The organism is Vibrio intestinalis (assembly GCF_025195085.2).
In the GTDB taxonomy this organism is placed as follows: Bacteria; Pseudomonadota; Gammaproteobacteria; order Enterobacterales; family Vibrionaceae; genus Vibrio; species Vibrio intestinalis.
This window is the reverse complement of sequence record NZ_JANAVY020000014.1, coordinates 73623-92193: the sequence shown is the minus strand read 5'-3', so window position 1 is coordinate 92193 and position 18571 is coordinate 73623. Positions and strand designations below refer to the sequence as shown.

Here is an 18571-nt window from a genome sequence, read left to right as displayed (position 1 = left end):
CGGTGGTTCACCTTAGAGAGGCACATTGTAGAGGGGAATGGTGGTGAATAAAACTGCAAATTACTAGGTGAATTCTCAGCCCGCTCGTATACTGACCAATCCGAATAAAATTATAAACACAGTGGTCTTGTATGTCTGATGAACAACAAAGATCGCGCCAAGGTGTGCTGTTTGCAATTGGTGCATACACCATGTGGGGCATTGCCCCTATATATTTCAAATCGCTTGGTGCCGTTCCAGCTCTCGAAATCCTAAGCCATAGGGTTGTCTGGTCATTCTTTCTGTTAGCGCTTTTAATTCATGTCGGTCGCCATTGGCGAAACGTGCGTGATGTGCTGCTCGATAAACGCAAGCTAGCCTTTCTGCTTACTACCTCGGTATTGGTTGGTTCCAACTGGTTAACCTTTATCTGGGCGGTTAACTCTGATCATATGTTAGATGCCAGTTTAGGTTACTACATCAACCCTTTAGTTAACGTCTTACTCGGGATGATTTTCTTAGGGGAAAGATTAAGAAAAATGCAGTGGCTAGCGGTAACGTTGGCCGCAGGCGGGGTATTGGTGCAGTTAATTGCGTTTGGCTCTGTGCCTATTGTTGCTATAGCGCTTGCATCTACCTTTGGTATCTATGGCCTGATGCGTAAAAAGGTCAGTGTCGATGCACAAACCGGCTTATTTGTAGAAACACTTACCTTGTTACCAGCAGCTGCCATTTACTTATTGTGGATTGCGGATTCGCCAACGGCGAACATGAGCCAAAATCCAATGACTTTAAATCTGTTGTTGATTGCCGCTGGCGTAATTACCACTTTGCCACTGCTTTGCTTTACTGGAGCCGCTACTCGCTTGAAACTGTCTACTTTAGGCTTCTTCCAATACATTGGCCCAAGTTTGATGTTCTTACTCGCGGTGCTGGTTTACGGCGAAGCCTTCACGGTTGATAAAGCGATTACCTTCGCCTTTATCTGGGGCGCTTTGATGGTATTCAGCATCGATGGCCTCAACAACAATCGTAAAAATAAGAAGTTAAAAACGCAGTCATAAGCCATGAATGAACTAACCATATTACTGACTTTAGCGACCGTGCATTGGGTTGCTCTCATGAGCCCGGGGCCTGATTTTGCTCTAGTGGTACAAAATGCCACTCGCTACGGCAGACAAACTGGCCTTTACATCGCACTGGGCTTATCTTGTGGGATTTTGCTGCACTCGATACTCAGCCTGACTGGAGTCAGCTATTTGGTTCATCAGCAACCAGAGCTGTACTCTGCACTGCAATTACTTGGCGGTAGCTATCTGTTTTATTTAGGCGCGATGGCACTAATCGGCGTTTGGCGTAGCCGCAAAGGCGGCTCGGTCGATGGTAAAAAAGCCAATTTATTACTGACCAATAAAAGGCAAGCTTTCTCACGCGGATTCGCTACCAACATTCTTAATCCAAAGGCGTTGGTGTTTTTCGTTAGCTTGATGTCGAGCCTTGTACCTTCGACCATGTCCCTTGCAGGTAAAGGCGCGGCACTGTTTATTTTGTGGTTTCTCTCTTTTGTTTGGTTCGCCTTATTGGCGTGGCTATTGTCTAGCCAACGCTTACAACGAAAGTTGCAACAAGCCGCCATTTATATAGATGGGCTATGTGGAGTGATGTTTATCTCTATCGGCAGCATCATTCTCTGGCAATCTATATCCGCAATCTATTTAATGCTATTGGCTGCATAGATCGCTGATCGCCCCAACCTCTTGTGAGAGATCTCTTACAAGAGGCTAAGGATATATCGCATTCTTGATCAGACTAAAGCAAGGCAAACAATTTAAGTCATTGATTTTAAATGACCAGGTGGATTTTTAGTCACTTTTTAGCTAAAAGAAATCGTTTACCTTCATTGTTCTGCGCCGAGAAAACCGTAATATAAACCTTGTCGGAAGGATACTGACACGGAACAGGAAATTACCACGGATTAGGTAATCTTCAGGATGAAGATACGGTTATTCAGGATGAATGATCGGCACGGATAGCAAATTGGACATTGAACGGACGCAATAGTGACTAGGATGGTTGCTACTAAGGATGGGAAATGGACACCTCTGGACGAGGCAAGGACTTAGCATCAGGAAGATGCAATGGACACCGCTCAGGGAACAAGTGATGAGAGCTAACGAGGATTGTTAGCAGACCAGGATAAGGTCAAGGACACCGCTAGGACGGCGACGAAAGGAATACGCTGAAGGACTACAGCACACTATCATGGATTTGATGCATGGAGCACTTTTAGTAGCCGGATTGCTGCGAGTAAGACTATAACCCCGATGGGCGCAAGCCCTCGGGGTTTTTCTTTATTGGCTTACAAGTACTGTTCTATGGTCTGTCTAAGCTCATCAATTCTTTCAATCGCACTCGGCTCACCGTTAGCAAAATCAAACGGCTTGTCATTAAGCGCACATACTGTGCCTATCGGTTTACCACGGTGAACAATCGGTAATCCGTAATAGACGCCCAAGCCAAATTTCACTAAATCTTCGTTGCCGCGCCACTCATCATCGACTGCCGCATCTGCAACTAACAAAGCTTTCTCGGTATTGACTACACGTTCGCAATACAACTCATGGCAACCTTGCTGAACACTTTTAGGCCCTGAATCACCCGCAGAGTAAATCGGTTGTTGGTTAGCGGCGAATACAATCATGCTGTCTGGCGTCGACTGCATAATCAATAAAGAGTGAAGATGGTACTGCTGAGCGATCTCTTCAAGCTCAGCGATAAGGGATGATTGGTATTGCTCTAACTGCTTAAATGGCATTGGGGATGCTCCTTGTTCAAACAATTCACATCCCCAATCTTGGTAATCAAACACTATGCATACAAGTGCATTTTATTCAGAGCGTGAGCACCGCACGAAAAAGTGTCATTAAATCTTCTCTAACTTAGCGTAAGCTGTGACAAGCCACTTGATACCTTCACCATTAAACGCCACTTGCACACGGCTTTGCGGGCCACTGCCTTCAAAGTTAATAATGGTACCTTCGCCAAATTTAGGGTGTGTAACACGCGCACCTAAACTAAAGCCAGTTTCATTGAAGCTCTCTTTCACGACCGTTTGGCTAAAGCGACCACTGCTTGCAGGGCGGCTCACTTGCGCTTTCATGCGCACTTCATCCAAGCAGCCTTCTGGCAATTCACGAATAAAGCGCGATGGCTTGTGATACTTATCTTGACCATACAAACGGCGCATTTCCGCATACGTGATGTAGAGCTTTTCCATCGCACGAGTCATGCCCACGTAGCAAAGGCGACGCTCTTCTTCTAAGCGTCCAGCTTCTTCCGCAGACATCTGGCTTGGGAACATGCCTTCTTCAACGCCTACCATGAATACCAGTGGGAACTCCAAACCTTTCGCACTATGCAGCGTCATAAGTTGCACCGCATCTTCAAACTCATCCGCTTGGCCTTCACCCGCTTCTAATGCCGCGTGGGTTAAGAATGCAGTCAGCTCAGTCAGCTCTTCAGCTTCTTCTGGCTTTTCAAATTGGCGCGTCGCGGTAACCAGTTCTTCCAAGTTCTCAATACGAGCCTTAGACTTTTCGCCTTTCTCTTGTTCATACATAGCAAACAGACCAGAATACTTAATCGTATGGTCAGTTTGCTCATGCAAAGACATTTCACAGGTGTCGTCTTCCAGCGCATTAATTAGTTCGATAAAGCGACTTAATGCGCCAGCCGCTCGGCCAGTCAGTACTTTTTCATCAATCAATGACACACTGGCTTCCCATAGGGTGCAACCACGATCACGAGCAGCAAAACGTACCGTTTCTAATGTTTTGTCACCAAGGCCACGCGTAGGGGTATTCACCACTCGTTCAAATGCAGCATCGTTATCTCGGTTGTTCATCAAACGCAGATAACCAAGCGCATCACGGATTTCTTGGCGTTCGAAGAATCGCATACCGCCGTATATTCGGTAGGGTAAACCCGCTTGTAATAACGCTTCTTCTAATACACGGGATTGGGCGTTGTTACGATAAAGCATGGCCGCGTCATTCAATGCGCCGCCTTTTTCTTGCCACTCTTTAATTTTACCAACCGCAAAGCGCGCTTCATCTAACTCGTTATAAGCGGAGTAAATTGAAATCGGCTCACCTTCTGCGCCATCTGTCCAAAGCTCTTTACCCATACGCTCAGTGTTATTAGCGATTAATGTGTTAGACGCTTCAAGGATGGTTTTGGTCGAGCGGTAATTTTGCTCCAAACGAATGGTGTTTACGCTCGGGAACTCTTGAGTGAATTTCTCAATGTTCTCGATTTTCGCGCCACGCCAGCCATAGATCGATTGGTCATCATCACCGACGATCATCACATTGGATTGTGGGCCAGCCATCATACGCAACCATGCATATTGGATGTTGTTGGTATCTTGGAATTCGTCGACCAAAATATGCTTAAAACGCGCTTGGTAGTGCTCTCGAATGGCTGCTTTGTCACGCAGTAATTCATGAGCACGCAGTAAGATTTCCGCAAAGTCGACCAAGCCCGCACGGTCACATGCTTCTTGATAGGCACTGTATAGCTGTAGGTAAGTCTTAGTCACTGGATCGTGGTACGCATCGATATGATTCGGGCGTAAGCCTTCATCCTTTTTACCGTTAATCCACCAGCAAACCTGACGTGCAGGCCACTGCTTTTCATCTAGGTTTTGCGCTTTAATCAGGCGCTTCAACAAGCGCTGTTGGTCATCTGAATCGATGATTTGAAAATCTTCCGGTAGCTTAGCGTCGAGATAATGTGCGCGCAGAATACGATGGCAAATGCCGTGGAAAGTACCATTCCACATCCCTGACGCACTGCCCATCATTAACTCTTCAATACGCCCACGCATCTCAGCTGCGGCCTTATTGGTAAAGGTCACTGACATGATTGAGAACGGTGATGCTTGCTCAACCGACATTAGCCATGCAATACGATGAACCAACACTCGGGTTTTACCACTACCCGCACCGGCGAGTACAAGTAAGTTTTCAAGTGGTGCTGCTACGGCTTCACGCTGTTTATCGTTCAAACCGTCAAGAAGTAAGGAAGGATCCATCATGACTAAGCTACTGGTTATTTATACATAAAAGGTGATTATAACCTAAACAACCAACCGAAATCAGAAGAAAAAATAGAAAAATTTCTAACTTTTTTAGCGCTTAAAGATCAATCAATTAGATAACAATTTATTATCATTTTTGTACATTTCAGAAATTTCCTGAAAGTTTTTCTGCGGCTTTCCTATCCTTTTATGTAAGCAAGTTGATGATTAGCTTGCGAATTTAAAACAAAGGAAATCAGCCAGAGGAAATTACTATGAAAAAGTCTAATCTTGCCGTTACTGCTGCTATTACAGGTCTTGTTGCTCTAGGTGGCACCATGCTCACAGCAGCTCCAGCTGTCGCTGCGGAAAAAGAAAAATGCTATGGCGTAGCAAAAGCCGGCAAAAATGACTGTGCGACTAAAACCAGCTCTTGTGCCGGTACTTCAAAAGAAGATAACCAATCAGATGCTTTCGTAGTCGTTCCTAAAGGACTATGTGGCAAGCTTACTGGTGGTAGCACGAGCTCTTCTTAATCTACACCACAACCAATCGATAAAGAGAGGTGTGCTAACGCTCAACTAGCACACCTTAATTTCTAAAACTACAACAAGGATTTTATCGTGACGTCAGCTGCCCAACACTCAATGGTTGGAGTAGGTTTACGCTCCCCGCATATGGACTTCTTTTTGACTGAGCCTGCGCAATTAACTTGGTTAGAAATTCACAGCGAAAACTACTTCCAACCCAACGCACCCTCTCGACAACAACTGCATAAGATTCGCGAAGACTATCAGCTCAGCTGTCACGGGATTGGTTTATCACTGGGTAGTGTTGACCCTATCAATCCAGCCCATATTCAACAGCTCAAGCAGTTGGTTGATGAAGTAGAACCTATTTTGGTCTCGGATCATCTCAGTTGGAGTGAAAATGGCGGCCATCACTTTAATGACTTACTACCATTGCCCTATACCGAAGAAGCATTGGATGTATTTTGTCGTAACGTGGTTCAGGTACAAGACGCGCTCAAGCGACCACTGCTGATTGAGAACCCATCCAGCTACGTGAAATACCAACACTCAACCATTTCTGAGTGGGATTTTTTAGCCGAAGTACATCAACGCACTGAATGCCGCTTACTGCTCGATTTTAATAACGTGCATGTATCCGCTTTCAATCATGGATTCAGTAGCGAAACCTTTTTAGCGGGTGTACCTGCCGCTGCTGTCGATGAAATTCATTTGGCAGGTTTTACTATCAAACATCTCGATAAAGGTGAAATCTGGATTGATACCCACAGCCGCCCAGTCAGTGACGACGTTTGGCAACTTTATGAGAAATGGGTATCAGAAAATGGCGTAAGACACACTTTAATCGAATGGGATTTAGACATCCCACAACCGGATGTACTGCTCGCAGAAGCCAGTAAAGCCAGTCAACGCTTGTTTGATTTAGAGCAGACCCAATCAGGCTTAAAGGTGGCGCTATGAGTCGTTCTGATGTGAATAACGCTGATGGTTCTATCTCCCTGCGCCAACTACAAAATCAATTTGCCAAGGCGTTGCACTATCAAGCGAAGGGAGAAGATTGCCACATTATCAGTGACCAATTTAGCGCGGATGAGCGCATGCAGATTTATCGCAACAACTTCATCATTAGCTTGAGTGAAGTGTTAGAAGCCACCTACCCAATGCTACATGCCTTGGTTGGTGAAGAGTGCTTTAACCAAGTCGCGCGTCAACATGTGTTAAGCCATCCTCTCACTGAAGGCAATGTCACTTATTACGGTGAACATTTTGAACAAACTTTACAGCAGTTTGAGGCGGTGATTGAAGCGGCGCCCTATTGCGTTGAAGTGGCCAAGTTTGAATGGGCGTGCGATGTCAGCCAACAACGATTTTCAGTACACAGCGCTGATGGACTGATTCCGTTAGCACACTTAGCCAACATTGATTCCTCTCATCATGGGGAAATACGCTTCCATTTACGCCCCGATGTGCAGCTATTTAGCAGTCACTTCGCGGTCTATTCACTACAAGCGGCGATATCTAGTGGTGAATTTGATGGCCTCGACATCCATCAGCCTGAACAAGGATTAGTGGCATGCCATATCGATGGCAGTCCATGGAGCCTCGAACTTTCAAAAGAGGCTTTTCAACTCATCGAACAATTACAACAACAGAAAACACTTGGGGAAATCCCACCTGACTTACTCTCTGAACTCAATCAAGTGATTGAGCTGGGTATTGTCGCGGGACTCACCATGAATGAACATCACCACTAAGGAGAGCGCTATGTCTGAATCTCACACATCACATCCACTGGTTCAAAGCTATGACGCCTTAGTGGGAAAACTGCAATGCGGATTCGTCCCTTTATTACTGCTATTTTGCCGCTTATGGGTCGCCTGGGTGTTCTTTAACTCAGGGCTAGTGAAGATTGCTTCATGGGATAGCACACTTTATCTGTTTGAACTGGAATACCAAGTGCCGCTATTACCCTGGGAACTTGCTGCTTACATGGGCACAACTGCAGAGCTGATTCTGCCAGTGTTCTTAGCGCTTGGGTTACTAACTCGCCCGATGGCCGCGATCTTATTTGTATTCAATATTATTGCCGTGGTCTCTTACCCTGTGCTTTGGGAGCAAGGTTTCTACGACCACCAGCTATGGGGATTAATGATCTTGATTGTGGTTGTTTGGGGCGCTGGGCCTATCTCAATCGATAAGTTGATTCGTTCTAAGCTGTCTTAAGTCGTTGCTATAAACAGATTCATATTCAAAAGAAACATAAAAATAAAGCCTTCCACTGGAAGGCTTTATTTATTCATTTTCAATCAATTAAGCACTAATGCCGGCATGACGCAGCAACGCATCAATTTGTGGCTCTCGACCACGGAAGCGCTTAAATAGCTCCATCGGCTCTTCACTGCCACCCATCTCAAGGATGTTATTAAGGAAACTTAGGCCAGTCTCTTTGTTGAAGATGCCTTCTTCTTCAAAGCGAGAGTAAGCATCAGCCGAAAGCACTTCTGCCCATAGGTAGCTGTAATAACCTGCGCTGTAACCACCTGCAAAGATATGGCTAAAGCTGTGAGAGAAACGGTTCCACTCAAGGCTTGGCAGCACGGCCACTTTTGATTTTACTTCCGCTAGTGTCTCTAACACACGAGGGCCAACTTCTGGGTCGTATTCCGTGTGTAGAGTGAAATCAAACAAACCGAACTCTAGCTGACGCAGAATAAACATCGCAGATTGGAAGTTCTTCGCTGCTAGCATCTTATCTAGCATCTCTTTTGGTAACGCTTCACCCGTCTCATAGTGACCAGAAATAAACGCCAGAGCTTGCTCTTCCCAACACCAGTTTTCTAGGAACTGACTTGGTAATTCAACTGCATCCCAAGGCACACCACTGATACCCGCAACCGCACCTGCGTCTACTTGAGTCAACATGTGGTGGATACCATGGCCAAACTCGTGGAATAGTGTCACAACTTCATCATGCGTAAACAGTGCTGGCTTATCACCCACAGGCTTGTTGAAGTTACAAGTTAGGTATGCCACTGGTGTTTGCAGATCGCCAGACAATGTAACTCGACGACCACGACAATCATCCATCCATGCGCCGCCACGTTTGTGCTCACGAGCGTATAGATCTAAGTAGAAGCTGCCGCGTAGTGTGTTATCACCATCGAAAATATCGAAAAAACGTACTGACTCATGCCATGTATCGATACCTTGACGCTCTTCAACTCGCATACCAAAGACACGGTTTAGCACTTCAAATAGGCCACTGACCGCTTTTGATTCAGGGAAGTAAGGACGTAGCTCTTCATCCGAGATTTGGAACAGATGCTGTTTCTGCTTTTCGCTGTAGTAAGCGATGTCCCAAAGGTTGAGTTCGTCTACACCAAACTCTTTGCTAGCAAACTGGCGTAGCTCTTCAACTTCTCGCTCACCTTGTGGTTTTGCTTTAGTCGCTAAGTCATTTAAGAAACCAAGCACTTGAGATGGGTTTTCTGCCATCTTAGTTGCAAGCGACTTTTCGCTGTAAGTATTAAAACCAAGCATACGAGCGATTTCATGACGCAGTTTTAGCTTCTCTGCGATGATTTCTGAGTTATCCCATTTGCCCGCATTTGGGCCACGATCGGACGCGCGCGTAACGTACGCTTCATACAGTTCTTTACGCAGCTCTTGGTTATCACAGTAAGTCATTACTGGTAGGTAAGATGGGATATCTAACGTGAGTAGGTAGCCATCAAGCTCTTTCGCTTCTGCAGCCGCTTTCGCCGCCGCTAGTGCTGATTCAGGCATACCCGCAAGCTGCGCTTCGTCAGTAACTTGCTTCGTCCAACCCATAGTGGCGTCTAATACATTGTTTGAAAATTGCGAGCTTAGCTCTGACATACGCTTGCTGATTTCGCCATAACGACGCTGATCTTCAGCTGGTAAGCCGATGCCTGACAATTCAAAATCACGCAGCGCATCTGTGATGGTTTTCTGCTGCGCTTGGTTTAGCTGTGCAAACTCGTCACTGGCTTTAATTGCTTTGTATGCATCAAATAAGCCTTTGTGCTGACCAACCCAAGTGCCGTACTCAGAAAGCAGAGGCAAACAGCTTTCATAAGCTTCACGCAACTCATCACTGTTCACTACCGAGTTCATATGGCCGATAGGTGACCAAATGCGGCTTAAGCGATCATCCACCTCTTCAATTGGCGCGACTAGATTATCCCAACTTGGTTGAGTGTTGCCTTCTAGCACTTGCTCAATTTTGTCACGGCATTCGTTAATCGCTTGCTCGACTGCAGGCTTAATGTGCTCTGGTTTAATTTGCGAAAACGGTGGTAAGTCCGTAAAGGTAAGAAGTGGATTAGACATAAAGCATTCCTTTTTTTGAGGTCAGCAAACTGACGAGTTCGTCTTTTATTTATTTGTCACGTCTTTACTAAATATAGGTAAGCCAAGCGATTTTCAATAGTAGGCTTGTAATCAAACATGAATTATCCATAACAAATTGGCATCAACCGAAAGCCGTTTGGGTATATAATCACCCTTATCTGTTTTTGATTTGATTATGGCTAATAAAGCCATTTCGAGAGAGTTCCCTTGCTTAGTTACCGCCACAGTTTTCACGCCGGCAACCATGCCGATGTATTAAAGCATATTGTTCAAAGCCTTATCCTTGATTCACTCAAGCAAAAAGATAAGCCTTTTGTTTATCACGATACCCACTCTGGTGTGGGTCGTTACGATTTAACTCACGAATGGTCTGAGAAAACTGGCGAATACAAACAAGGTATTGAGCGAATTTGGAACCACGCTGATTTGCCAGAAGAAATTAGCAGCTACATTGAAGCGATCAAAACTTTAAACAATGGCGAAAAATTGCGTTACTACCCAGGCTCACCGCGTGTAGCGCGTGCGCAAATCCGTCAACAAGACCGTATGGTACTGACAGAGCTACACCCAAGTGACCATCCGTTACTGGAGCAAGAGTTCCACCGCGATCGCCAAGTCAGCATCTACCAAGAAGACGGCTTTAAGCGACTCAAAGCGAGCCTACCGCCGCAAGAGCGTCGTGGCCTAGTGTTGATTGACCCGCCGTATGAGCTGGCTAAAGAGTACCGTGATGTTGTACAAGCGATTTGGCAAAGCCATAAGCGTTGGGCAACCGGTATTTACGCGATTTGGTACCCAGTGGTTAACCGCTGTGATATCGAAGATATGATTGAAGGCTTAGAGGGCCTTGGCATTCGTAAGATTCTACAAATTGAACTTGGCGTATCGGCTGATACCAATGAGCGTGGTATGACCGCATCAGGCATGATTGTCATTAACCCGCCGTGGAAGCTAGAAAGCCAAATGAATGAAATTCTACCGTTCTTGAAAGAAGCGATTGCACCAGCAACCGGTCACTTCAAAGTAGAGTGGATTGTTCCAGAGTAAAAATCGGATCTGACCAAAACAGACCTTTAGGGTTAGCTGAATAGATCAATCATAAAGCGAGAGCTAACCCAGAAATTTAGTAAGGATGGATTGTGTTCAACCTCTCCATCCTCCATATAGGATATTAACCAAACAAATTAAGCAGGGAGCTTGAGGAAAGAGTAACAAAGCTCTTCACCTCCCCTAACAATAATTGGAGAAAGTAATGGCGACTCATTTTGATTACATCTGTATCGGTGGCGGCTCAGGCGGCATCGCATCAGCAAACCGCGCGGCAATGTACGGCGCAAAAGTAGCGCTCATTGAAGCTCAAGACCTTGGCGGCACCTGTGTAAACGTAGGTTGTGTACCTAAGAAAGTAATGTGGCATGGCGCCCAAGTAGCAGAAGCGATGAACCTTTACGCAGAAGACTACGGCTTCGATGTAGATGTAAAAGGTTTTGATTGGGCGAAACTGGTTGAAAGCCGTCAAGCGTACATTGGCCGTATCCACCAATCTTATGACCGCGTACTTGGCAACAACAAAGTAAACGTAATCAAAGGTTTTGCTAAATTCGTTGACGAAAAAACCGTTGAAGTTAATGGCGAGCATTACACTGCCGATCACATCCTAATTGCTGTTGGTGGCCGCCCGACGATTCCAAACATTCCAGGCGCTGAATACGGCATCGATTCAAATGGCTTCTTTGATCTTAATGAACAGCCAAAACGCGTCGCGGTTATTGGTGCAGGTTATATCGCAGTTGAGATCGCAGGTGTACTTCACGCACTAGGTACAGAAACGCACCTATTCTGCCGTAAAGAGTCACCACTACGTAGCTTTGACCCAATGATCATTGAAACGCTAGTCGAAGTAATGAATGCTGAAGGCCCAACACTACATACTCACTCTGTACCAAAAGAAGTCGTAAAAGAAGCCGATGGTAGCCTGACTCTTCACCTAGAAAACGGTGAAAGCCAAAACGTTGATACCCTAATTTGGGCGATCGGTCGTCACCCAGCAACCGATGCAATCAACCTTGCTTCAACAGGCGTTGCAACTAACGATCGCGGCTACATCAAAGTCGATGAATACCAACAAACTAATGTGAAAGGCATCTACTGTGTTGGTGACATCATGGAAGGCGGTATCGAACTAACACCTGTCGCGGTTAAAGCAGGTCGTCAGCTTTCTGAGCGTCTATTTAATGGCAAAACCAATGCGAAGATGGACTACGATCTAGTTCCAACCGTAGTATTTAGCCACCCACCAATTGGTACTATTGGTCTAACGACTCAAGAAGCAGAAGAGAAGTACGGCAAAGAGAACGTGAAAGTGTACACCTCTGGCTTTACGGCGATGTACACAGCGGTAACCAAGCACCGTCAACCATGTAAGATGAAACTTGTTTGTGCCGGTGAAGAAGAAACCGTGGTTGGCCTACATGGCATCGGCTTTACCGTTGATGAAATGATCCAAGGTTTCGGCGTCGCAATGAAGATGGGCGCAACTAAAGCAGATTTCGACTCTGTCGTTGCCATTCACCCAACGGGCAGCGAAGAATTCGTTACCATGACAGGTTAGTGTAGGAAAAACATCTTACACACATAAATAAATCTGGAAAATAATTACGGACTGACCATACTGTATGTATGGTCAGTGGTTTTCTAGGTAAATTTATGTATCTCATACAATCAAACAATGTCTACAAACAGACAGAGTTATCGGTCAGTGATAACAACTGTCAATGTTCTCCTGTTGAGGGGAATATTGGCTCACTGCCTACACTGTTTAATCAAGATGGTTCGTTCAACCACGAAGCAAATAGTTACCTCTTCTACCAAAAAACCATCAAAGCAGCTAAAGACCTATCCCCCTGCGCTCAAGCGTTACATGCTTACTACCAATTCCTTGAAGACAAACAATTAGCATGGGATAAATTCCCTCCCGTCAAAAGACTAAAACCAACTTATCTTTTTCGTTCTCACCTGTTAAAACAAATCAAGAATGGTGAATTAGCTCACAGCACAGCAAGCGTCCGAATGAATCAAATTGTTAACTACTACAAGTGGTTAATGCATGATGGTTGCTTGAAAATCAAGAACGAGAAAGAGGCTCCTTTTAAGATGGAGTTTGTATCCGTTCAAAGCACTGGGATGCTGGCACACATATCGCCAACGTTTACCGTGCAGACCAGTGATCTACGAATTAAAGTGCCGAGGGACAGCAGCAGCAAGAACATCAGGCCGCTTACTCCCCTGAGTAACGATTCGCTGGACATATTGACCTCGTATCTGCCTCAAGCATCCATTGAACTACGCCTTCAGGTGCTGCTTTCTATTGATACCGGAATGCGGATCAATGAAGTAGCCACACTCACGCTGGATGCATTAAAGACTGCGATCCCCCTTGCTGAAAGTGAGCACCGCTATGAACTGACGATTTCACCGCAGTTGTATGGTGTTCAAACCAAATATGCCAAGCAAAGAACCATTGAAATATCAGCTGAGCTACTAGCCCAGTTAAATGAATACCGCACCTCTGAGCGGCGCCTACAGCGTGTGACAAAGCTAAATCATAAACTGGATAACTTATTTGAAGTGGCATTGGGGCTGAAGCAGGAGGCAGTTGATGCACTAGAGCGTTGTGAGAGTCACGAACCCGTTTTTGTCAGTGAGCAAGGTAATCCGGTCAGCGCAAAGTCCATTGAAGCCAGATGGTCAGAGTTGCGCAGCGTAATCAAAAAGTCGCACCCCACTTTTATGCACCGTTTCCACGATTTTCGCTCGACCTATGGCACTTACCGCCTCAGTGACCTGCTTGAAGCTGGACTCCTTGACCTTGAATGCATGGAACTGCTGATGGCTTGGATGGGACATAAAAATGAATCGACCACCTGGAAGTATTTGCGCTTTCTAAGACGGAAAAAGGCTTTCAAGGTCAAGTTTGGCATCCTCGATAGCATCATGCACAGCGTATTGCATAACGAACAGGGAGGTAGCAATGAGTAAGGTGGAATATCTAAGCGGTTGGCAGCCAGAGCTGTGTATCCAATTAGACATAAATAGTATTCAAAAAGCGGACTTTAACCGTTTTCTGGTCAAGCACTTTCCCTCAACGCAGTTATTGCAACAGGGCGGGCAATTTGAAGATGCTGAACGAGAGGGCGTTATTCTTCAGTTAAAACAAAGCTTCGATAAAGAGATTGAAGAAGGTGGCAGTCATTTCACCCTGTACAACGTCTTTTCTACCGCATCCTTGTATCTCAGGTGGTGCGATAAACAGAGCGTCAACGCATTCACCAAATGCTCTATTGAAGGCTATATGTCTCACCAAAATGACCGAGTGATGTTAGGTTTGATGAAAGACTCGACCTACGCGCGGATACGCGGAGAAATGAGTATCCTGTTTATCAAATATCTTGACCTGTCGCATCACTACTTCGATAACGTGGTGGTCAGGGATTCCAGCGATACAGAACCTTACGAAGCCTACACCCGCAGCGATTTAAACCAACTGCTTCCCTTTTTACGACAAGTCTTTAAGCAGACGCAAAAGCAATTTATTGCATTCCCAGAAAAGCATTTTGATGCCTACAAAAACGTGTCCACCATGACCTTTCACTGGCAGGGTAAGCAATACCCCTTGTATGGTGGAATTAGCAAGATGATGTGCGCAGGAGCGTTCCTGCTGGCCTATTACACCCATAGCAATACCGGAAACTTGTTGCAACTGCGCCAACCAGACAATGCTTCAACCACACTGGACGAGGTATGGTACACCATGCCTGCCTTTAAACGCCGTGCGTTTAAAACGATTCAGGTGGAAATGTGTGGCCATGAGTTAGATATTCCAAAATACGCCTTAGACTTTTTCGATAAGTTGCGTGAAGCATCCATGCTAATTGATACTGGTGAACAGCCCCTCTTGCTGCAAACGGTCACTGCCAATAAGGTACAGCCAATAAAGGCTATAACACTCCGTAGCTTTGCAGACTGGATGGAAGCGCACTTTTCATTTACTGACCAAACGGGTCGTCGATTGCGTCCGATGATAAGCCGCTTCCGCGAAACCGGTGCCCAGTTAACCGCATTTCATCAGGGCGACATGGCGAACGACATCATGCTGAACAACACGCCCAACACCCGCAAGAAGCATTACAGTGAAGGCAATAAAACAACCAATAATGGCATGATGCAAGATACCATGGCGATAAGAGAGGAGCAGGCCAAAAGTAAGGTTAACACCTCGCAAGCGAGGCAGAATCTGGCAATTGATGTGCTAGTGATTGAACAAGAAAACAGCATCAAACTGCCTAACCTCAGTCGAACATCAAGCGGGTCAAGCTGTAACAACCCGTTTGGTGAAAAGTCGGAGAAATATACCAGACAAGCCCGACGCCACGGATTAGCCAAAGAGGGGGAGCGATTAGCGTGCGCCGACCTGTTAGCGTGTTTTGGCTGTCCAGAGCAAGTCATTGTTCAGTCGGTGGCAGATATCTGGTGCCTGCTCTCGTTTAAAGCCTGCATCGAAGAGTCGCTATACCTGCATTTAGATGCCAGTCATTATCGCAACAACTTCAAGGCGATTATTTCCTTCATCGACCAGAAAATACTACCCAACCTCCATGCCAAGGTACTTAAGCAAGCCGAAGCGCGTCTGAATGACGATGGCTTGCACCCAGCGTGGGGCGAAGCCGATTCCATTCTCAACCTCATTCCTCGCGTTGCTAAGGGGGCAAAATAATGCAAACCGACCACCTTTATGAAGCCAGCTTTCCAACAGCGCACAAAATTCAAGATACTGATTTGATCAGGCTGTATCATGAACAACGCTTTGATGAACTGGATGCGGTTATCGTCTGCAGGGATAAAGAAGGTGCGGTCACGGCAAGCTTCGGCGATAGCGACTGGAACTGCCTGCCGTTCTCCCGAAAAAAAAGCAAAAATAATTTACCATTTGCAGAGTTCGAACGGTCACCGGCACTGCAACGGGAGCTAAAACTGCTCACTTTTGGTTGGCTGTTTAACAAGAACCCGAAACAACGAAAAGCAACTTCCTTTTCTAGCACTAAAACTCGACAAGCAAGCATAAAACTCGCCTATCGCTTCCTAATACAAAACTGCCTCAGTTCATTACAAGCGCTCTCTAAACCCAGTCACTGGAAATCTTTTGAGGCATATCTTATCAACAACGGGTACGCACAAAGCACTATCGAGCAATGTTTTATTGCTATCAACAAAGCTATCGAGTTCGCACCGTGGCATCAATTAGCGCTAGGCTTTACCGCGCCGATTAAGGCATCTGTTGAGGCAAAAAAACTTTGCGACCTACACAAGCAGCAAACTCTGGTTATCCCTGAGCGCTTATGTGATGAGATTTACGGTAAAGCGATTGAACTTATCGAAGAAGCCCATCCATTTCGGGCGCTAATTGCCCAAACCGAAAATGCCATGCAAGACAACTATCTAGAAGGTAGGCGTGTCCTCGATGAAAAGATTGCGCAAGGAGCCATGTTCACGTTTTTAAAAACTGATGGAGGGATTGATAACCACAAATTTGCGTCGGCCCTTCAAGAAAATAAGCCCAACTCCGTTCTCGATATCATTGCACCATTAGCCGAAAAACTGCCGAATGTTAAGTTGAGCAACGGAACTGATTTCAAACGTTACCTTGGGCAACTGATTACCAGTAGCTACATCGTATGTGGCGGGTTCAGCGGAATGCGGGACTCCGAATTAGACAAGCTCACTCCTGACAGCTACTACAAGGACACCTTTGAAGGTCGCGACTACCACATGCTGCAATCTCACACCTTTAAGCTGGGAGAAAAACGCGAAACCTGGGTGACAGCAGCGTCTTCAAAAACAGCTATCGAACTGATGTCAACACTCACAGAGCGCTGGCGCTCAGAGGTCGTTTACCCCAATGACAAATATACTGACTCCATTTGGCTTAATCATACCTATCGCTCTAAAAGTCCAGTATTAATTACTGACTGGTCCTCCCGCTTACAGCGTTTTTGTCGGCAATTCGGCATGGTGGTGAGTGAAGAAGATTATCAGGAATGCCTTGAGTCTAACCCGCGCTCGTTAGAGCGAATTAAAGAATCTGTCACGGTTGGTCAGCCTTGGCCCTTAACTCCACACCAGTTCAGGCGCACACTGGCGTTTTACTGCATTAAGAACCGCTTTAGTACATTAGTCGCACTGAAACAGCAATTTAAGCACCTATATTTAGCCATGACCGAGTGGTACACCAATGGCGGAAAGCTGGCGAGCTATCGGGACTTAATGGTAGACGAAAAGGTAAAAAACCTGCTCACTGAAATCAATGCAGAATCAACGGCGAACAAGATTTTTAAACAGTGGCATTCGGACGAAAAACTCGCGGGAACTCACGGTAAAGCAATCATGAAAATGCGCGGCGAAATACCGAGTATCTATAGCTCTTGGGAGATCATCTATAGGGCGGTTAAGGACGGCAAGTTAACACTGCACGGCTCATTGCACAGCTATTGTAAAAATGGATACAATTGCGATATGGATGGTGTTGTCATGCCTCAATTCTGTGTCGATTGCGGCTCAGGCAGCAGCATCATTGACGAGGAACAAGCGCTGTGGTGGCAGAAAAAGCACAACAGTTTGGTTGCTTACATGGAATCCGACGAAGATATTTCGGTGAGTGAGCGTAGCCACTACATCACCCAAGTAAGAGCCGCAGAGATAGTCATGGCTGATTTTGAACTGCCATTTACCCCTTTCGAACCTGACTTAAAGGTAGCGAACTCATGAGTAAGAGCGAAAACACATTGCTAGCGCTTGAAGCGGCTCTAGAACGCATTAAACAGGGTAAACCTAAGCGTATCCCTGCCCATCGCAAGCTCAGTGTTCGCGCTGTTGAGGAGGAAGCGAACCTTGGCAACGGCAGTGGCTATTACTACCCCGAGTTTGTTGATAAGGTTAGACAGACTAAAGCTGAAATCGCGGCAGGCAATGGTGAAATAATCCGGCCAGAGATCCAGACCGTGCGCACTAAGCTCAAAGAGCAACAGCGTATCAAGGATAACTACAAGGCTAAGTATGAAACGGAGCGAGAGAAGTTAGCCTTATTTGCGGCTGCGCAGCATCACTTGAATGATAAGCTGGTTCAGGCATTAACTCGTGTGGATGAGTTGGAGCATGAAAATGCAGAGCTTCGGGAGGAGCTTTCTAGGCTGAAAAGAAGCCAGATCGTGCCAATCAAGTAATCCACCAGTAGCCCACTGATATATTGATGTGGGCTACCAAACACTCCACACGACTGCCACTTCTTCCCTAGCTCACTTTTGGACATAAATGAGTTTAGAGTTTCAGTAGTGCTTTTACTTTCAGATAACTTTTAGTATTGCAAAACGCAATTAGGCTCACCTTACAGCAGTTCTTTAGATAGCAGGATTTTGACATTCCTCTTCCGTCCACGGATTCTTAGATAGATTGTTACAACAACTTTAAACTCGCATGGATTAACTAAATTGAAAATAAAGGTATCTTTAATTAAATAAGTCTGTATAGTGGTCATTGCTCTGACAAAGAGTTGTTT

Annotated in this window: 15 protein-coding genes; 12 read left to right on the top strand and 3 right to left on the bottom strand. The window is 45.7% G+C overall.

Annotation, left to right across the window (positions count from 1 at the left end):
• The first annotated feature begins 131 nt into the window (after positions 1-131).
• Positions 132-1043: an EamA family transporter RarD gene (gene rarD / locus MU515_RS15970; RefSeq protein WP_260261386.1), complete on the top strand. Its 912-nt coding sequence runs from the start codon at positions 132-134 to the stop codon at positions 1041-1043.
• A gap of 3 nt (positions 1044-1046) precedes the next feature.
• The gene (locus tag MU515_RS15965; protein WP_260261385.1) at positions 1047-1715 is read left to right on the top strand and encodes a LysE family translocator; all 669 of its coding nucleotides are present in this window, start codon (positions 1047-1049) and stop codon (positions 1713-1715) included.
• A 623-nt stretch (positions 1716-2338) separates the two neighbouring features.
• On the opposite strand, the gene MU515_RS15960 is transcribed toward MU515_RS15965, so the two are convergent.
• Both MU515_RS15960 and uvrD read right to left on the bottom strand, forming a co-directional pair.
• Positions 2339-2794: a GAF domain-containing protein gene (locus MU515_RS15960; protein ID WP_260261384.1), complete on the bottom strand. Its 456-nt coding sequence runs from the start codon at positions 2792-2794 to the stop codon at positions 2339-2341.
• 108 nt (positions 2795-2902) lie between these two features.
• A complete protein-coding gene (gene uvrD / locus MU515_RS15955) occupies positions 2903-5077 on the bottom strand; it encodes a DNA helicase II (protein ID WP_260261383.1) in 2175 nt (724 codons plus the stop codon).
• 257 nt (positions 5078-5334) lie between these two features.
• Between uvrD and MU515_RS15950 the strand changes: the two genes are divergently transcribed.
• The 4 genes from MU515_RS15950 to MU515_RS15935 all read left to right on the top strand — a co-directional run bounded on the left by MU515_RS15950 (position 5335) and on the right by MU515_RS15935 (position 7812).
• Complete coding sequence (locus MU515_RS15950) at positions 5335-5595, top strand: BufA1 family periplasmic bufferin-type metallophore (protein WP_260261382.1); 261 nt, start codon at positions 5335-5337, stop codon at positions 5593-5595.
• A gap of 111 nt (positions 5596-5706) precedes the next feature.
• Complete coding sequence (bufB, locus tag MU515_RS15945; RefSeq protein ID WP_260261401.1) at positions 5707-6549, top strand: MNIO family bufferin maturase; 843 nt, start codon at positions 5707-5709, stop codon at positions 6547-6549.
• Positions 6546-7343 (top strand): HvfC/BufC N-terminal domain-containing protein, encoded by a 798-nt coding sequence (locus MU515_RS15940; protein ID WP_260261381.1) that lies wholly within the window; start codon positions 6546-6548, stop codon positions 7341-7343. Before bufB ends, MU515_RS15940 begins: the two co-directional genes overlap by 4 nt.
• 10 nt (positions 7344-7353) lie before the next feature.
• Entirely contained in the window at positions 7354-7812 is a 459-nt protein-coding gene (locus MU515_RS15935; protein ID WP_260261380.1) for a DoxX family protein, read from the top strand.
• A gap of 87 nt (positions 7813-7899) precedes the next feature.
• Here the strand turns inward: MU515_RS15935 and prlC are convergent, their stop codons facing one another.
• Positions 7900-9942, bottom strand: a complete 2043-nt coding sequence (gene prlC, locus MU515_RS15930) for an oligopeptidase A (protein ID WP_260261379.1) — start codon at positions 9940-9942, stop codon at positions 7900-7902.
• Between the two features lie 228 nt (positions 9943-10170).
• On the opposite strand from prlC, the gene MU515_RS15925 reads away from it, so the two are divergent.
• From MU515_RS15925 to MU515_RS15900, 6 genes are all read left to right on the top strand, one after another.
• Positions 10171-11010, top strand: a complete 840-nt coding sequence (locus tag MU515_RS15925) for a 23S rRNA (adenine(2030)-N(6))-methyltransferase RlmJ (RefSeq protein WP_260261378.1) — start codon at positions 10171-10173, stop codon at positions 11008-11010.
• A gap of 205 nt (positions 11011-11215) precedes the next feature.
• Complete coding sequence (gorA, locus tag MU515_RS15920) at positions 11216-12574, top strand: glutathione-disulfide reductase (protein ID WP_260261377.1); 1359 nt, start codon at positions 11216-11218, stop codon at positions 12572-12574.
• Positions 12575-12669: 95 nt separating this feature from the next.
• Positions 12670-14001, top strand: coding sequence for a tyrosine-type recombinase/integrase (locus MU515_RS15915; protein WP_159352658.1), 1332 nt, complete (start codon positions 12670-12672; stop codon positions 13999-14001).
• Positions 13994-15736, top strand: coding sequence for a hypothetical protein (locus MU515_RS15910; RefSeq protein WP_041155712.1), 1743 nt, complete (start codon positions 13994-13996; stop codon positions 15734-15736). The genes MU515_RS15915 and MU515_RS15910 overlap by 8 nt, the downstream gene beginning before the upstream one ends.
• A complete protein-coding gene (locus tag MU515_RS15905; RefSeq protein ID WP_159352656.1) occupies positions 15736-17784 on the top strand; it encodes a hypothetical protein in 2049 nt (682 codons plus the stop codon). The genes MU515_RS15910 and MU515_RS15905 overlap by 1 nt, the downstream gene beginning before the upstream one ends.
• Entirely contained in the window at positions 17781-18239 is a 459-nt protein-coding gene (locus tag MU515_RS15900; RefSeq protein WP_041155711.1) for a hypothetical protein, read from the top strand. Before MU515_RS15905 ends, MU515_RS15900 begins: the two co-directional genes overlap by 4 nt.
• Positions 18240-18571: the final 332 nt, after the last annotated feature.

Bases quoted from the DNA above. Each gene is read 5' to 3' on its own strand.
- rarD (WP_260261386.1), top strand. From the start codon at position 132: ATGTCTGATGAACAACAAAGATCGCGCCAAGGTGTGCTGTTTGCAATT.
- gorA (WP_260261377.1), top strand. From the start codon at position 11,216: ATGGCGACTCATTTTGATTACATCTGTATCGGTGGCGGCTCAGGCGGC.
- MU515_RS15935 (WP_260261380.1), top strand. From the start codon at position 7,354: ATGTCTGAATCTCACACATCACATCCACTGGTTCAAAGCTATGACGCC.
- MU515_RS15940 (WP_260261381.1), top strand. From the start codon at position 6,546: ATGAGTCGTTCTGATGTGAATAACGCTGATGGTTCTATCTCCCTGCGC.
- MU515_RS15910 (WP_041155712.1), top strand. From the start codon at position 13,994: ATGAGTAAGGTGGAATATCTAAGCGGTTGGCAGCCAGAGCTGTGTATC.
- MU515_RS15965 (WP_260261385.1), top strand. From the start codon at position 1,047: ATGAATGAACTAACCATATTACTGACTTTAGCGACCGTGCATTGGGTT.
- bufB (WP_260261401.1), top strand. From the start codon at position 5,707: ATGGTTGGAGTAGGTTTACGCTCCCCGCATATGGACTTCTTTTTGACT.
- MU515_RS15900 (WP_041155711.1), top strand. From the start codon at position 17,781: ATGAGTAAGAGCGAAAACACATTGCTAGCGCTTGAAGCGGCTCTAGAA.
- uvrD (WP_260261383.1), bottom strand. From the start codon at position 5,077: ATGATGGATCCTTCCTTACTTCTTGACGGTTTGAACGATAAACAGCGT.
- MU515_RS15950 (WP_260261382.1), top strand. From the start codon at position 5,335: ATGAAAAAGTCTAATCTTGCCGTTACTGCTGCTATTACAGGTCTTGTT.
- MU515_RS15915 (WP_159352658.1), top strand. From the start codon at position 12,670: ATGTATCTCATACAATCAAACAATGTCTACAAACAGACAGAGTTATCG.
- MU515_RS15960 (WP_260261384.1), bottom strand. From the start codon at position 2,794: ATGCCATTTAAGCAGTTAGAGCAATACCAATCATCCCTTATCGCTGAG.
- prlC (WP_260261379.1), bottom strand. From the start codon at position 9,942: ATGTCTAATCCACTTCTTACCTTTACGGACTTACCACCGTTTTCGCAA.
- MU515_RS15905 (WP_159352656.1), top strand. From the start codon at position 15,736: ATGCAAACCGACCACCTTTATGAAGCCAGCTTTCCAACAGCGCACAAA.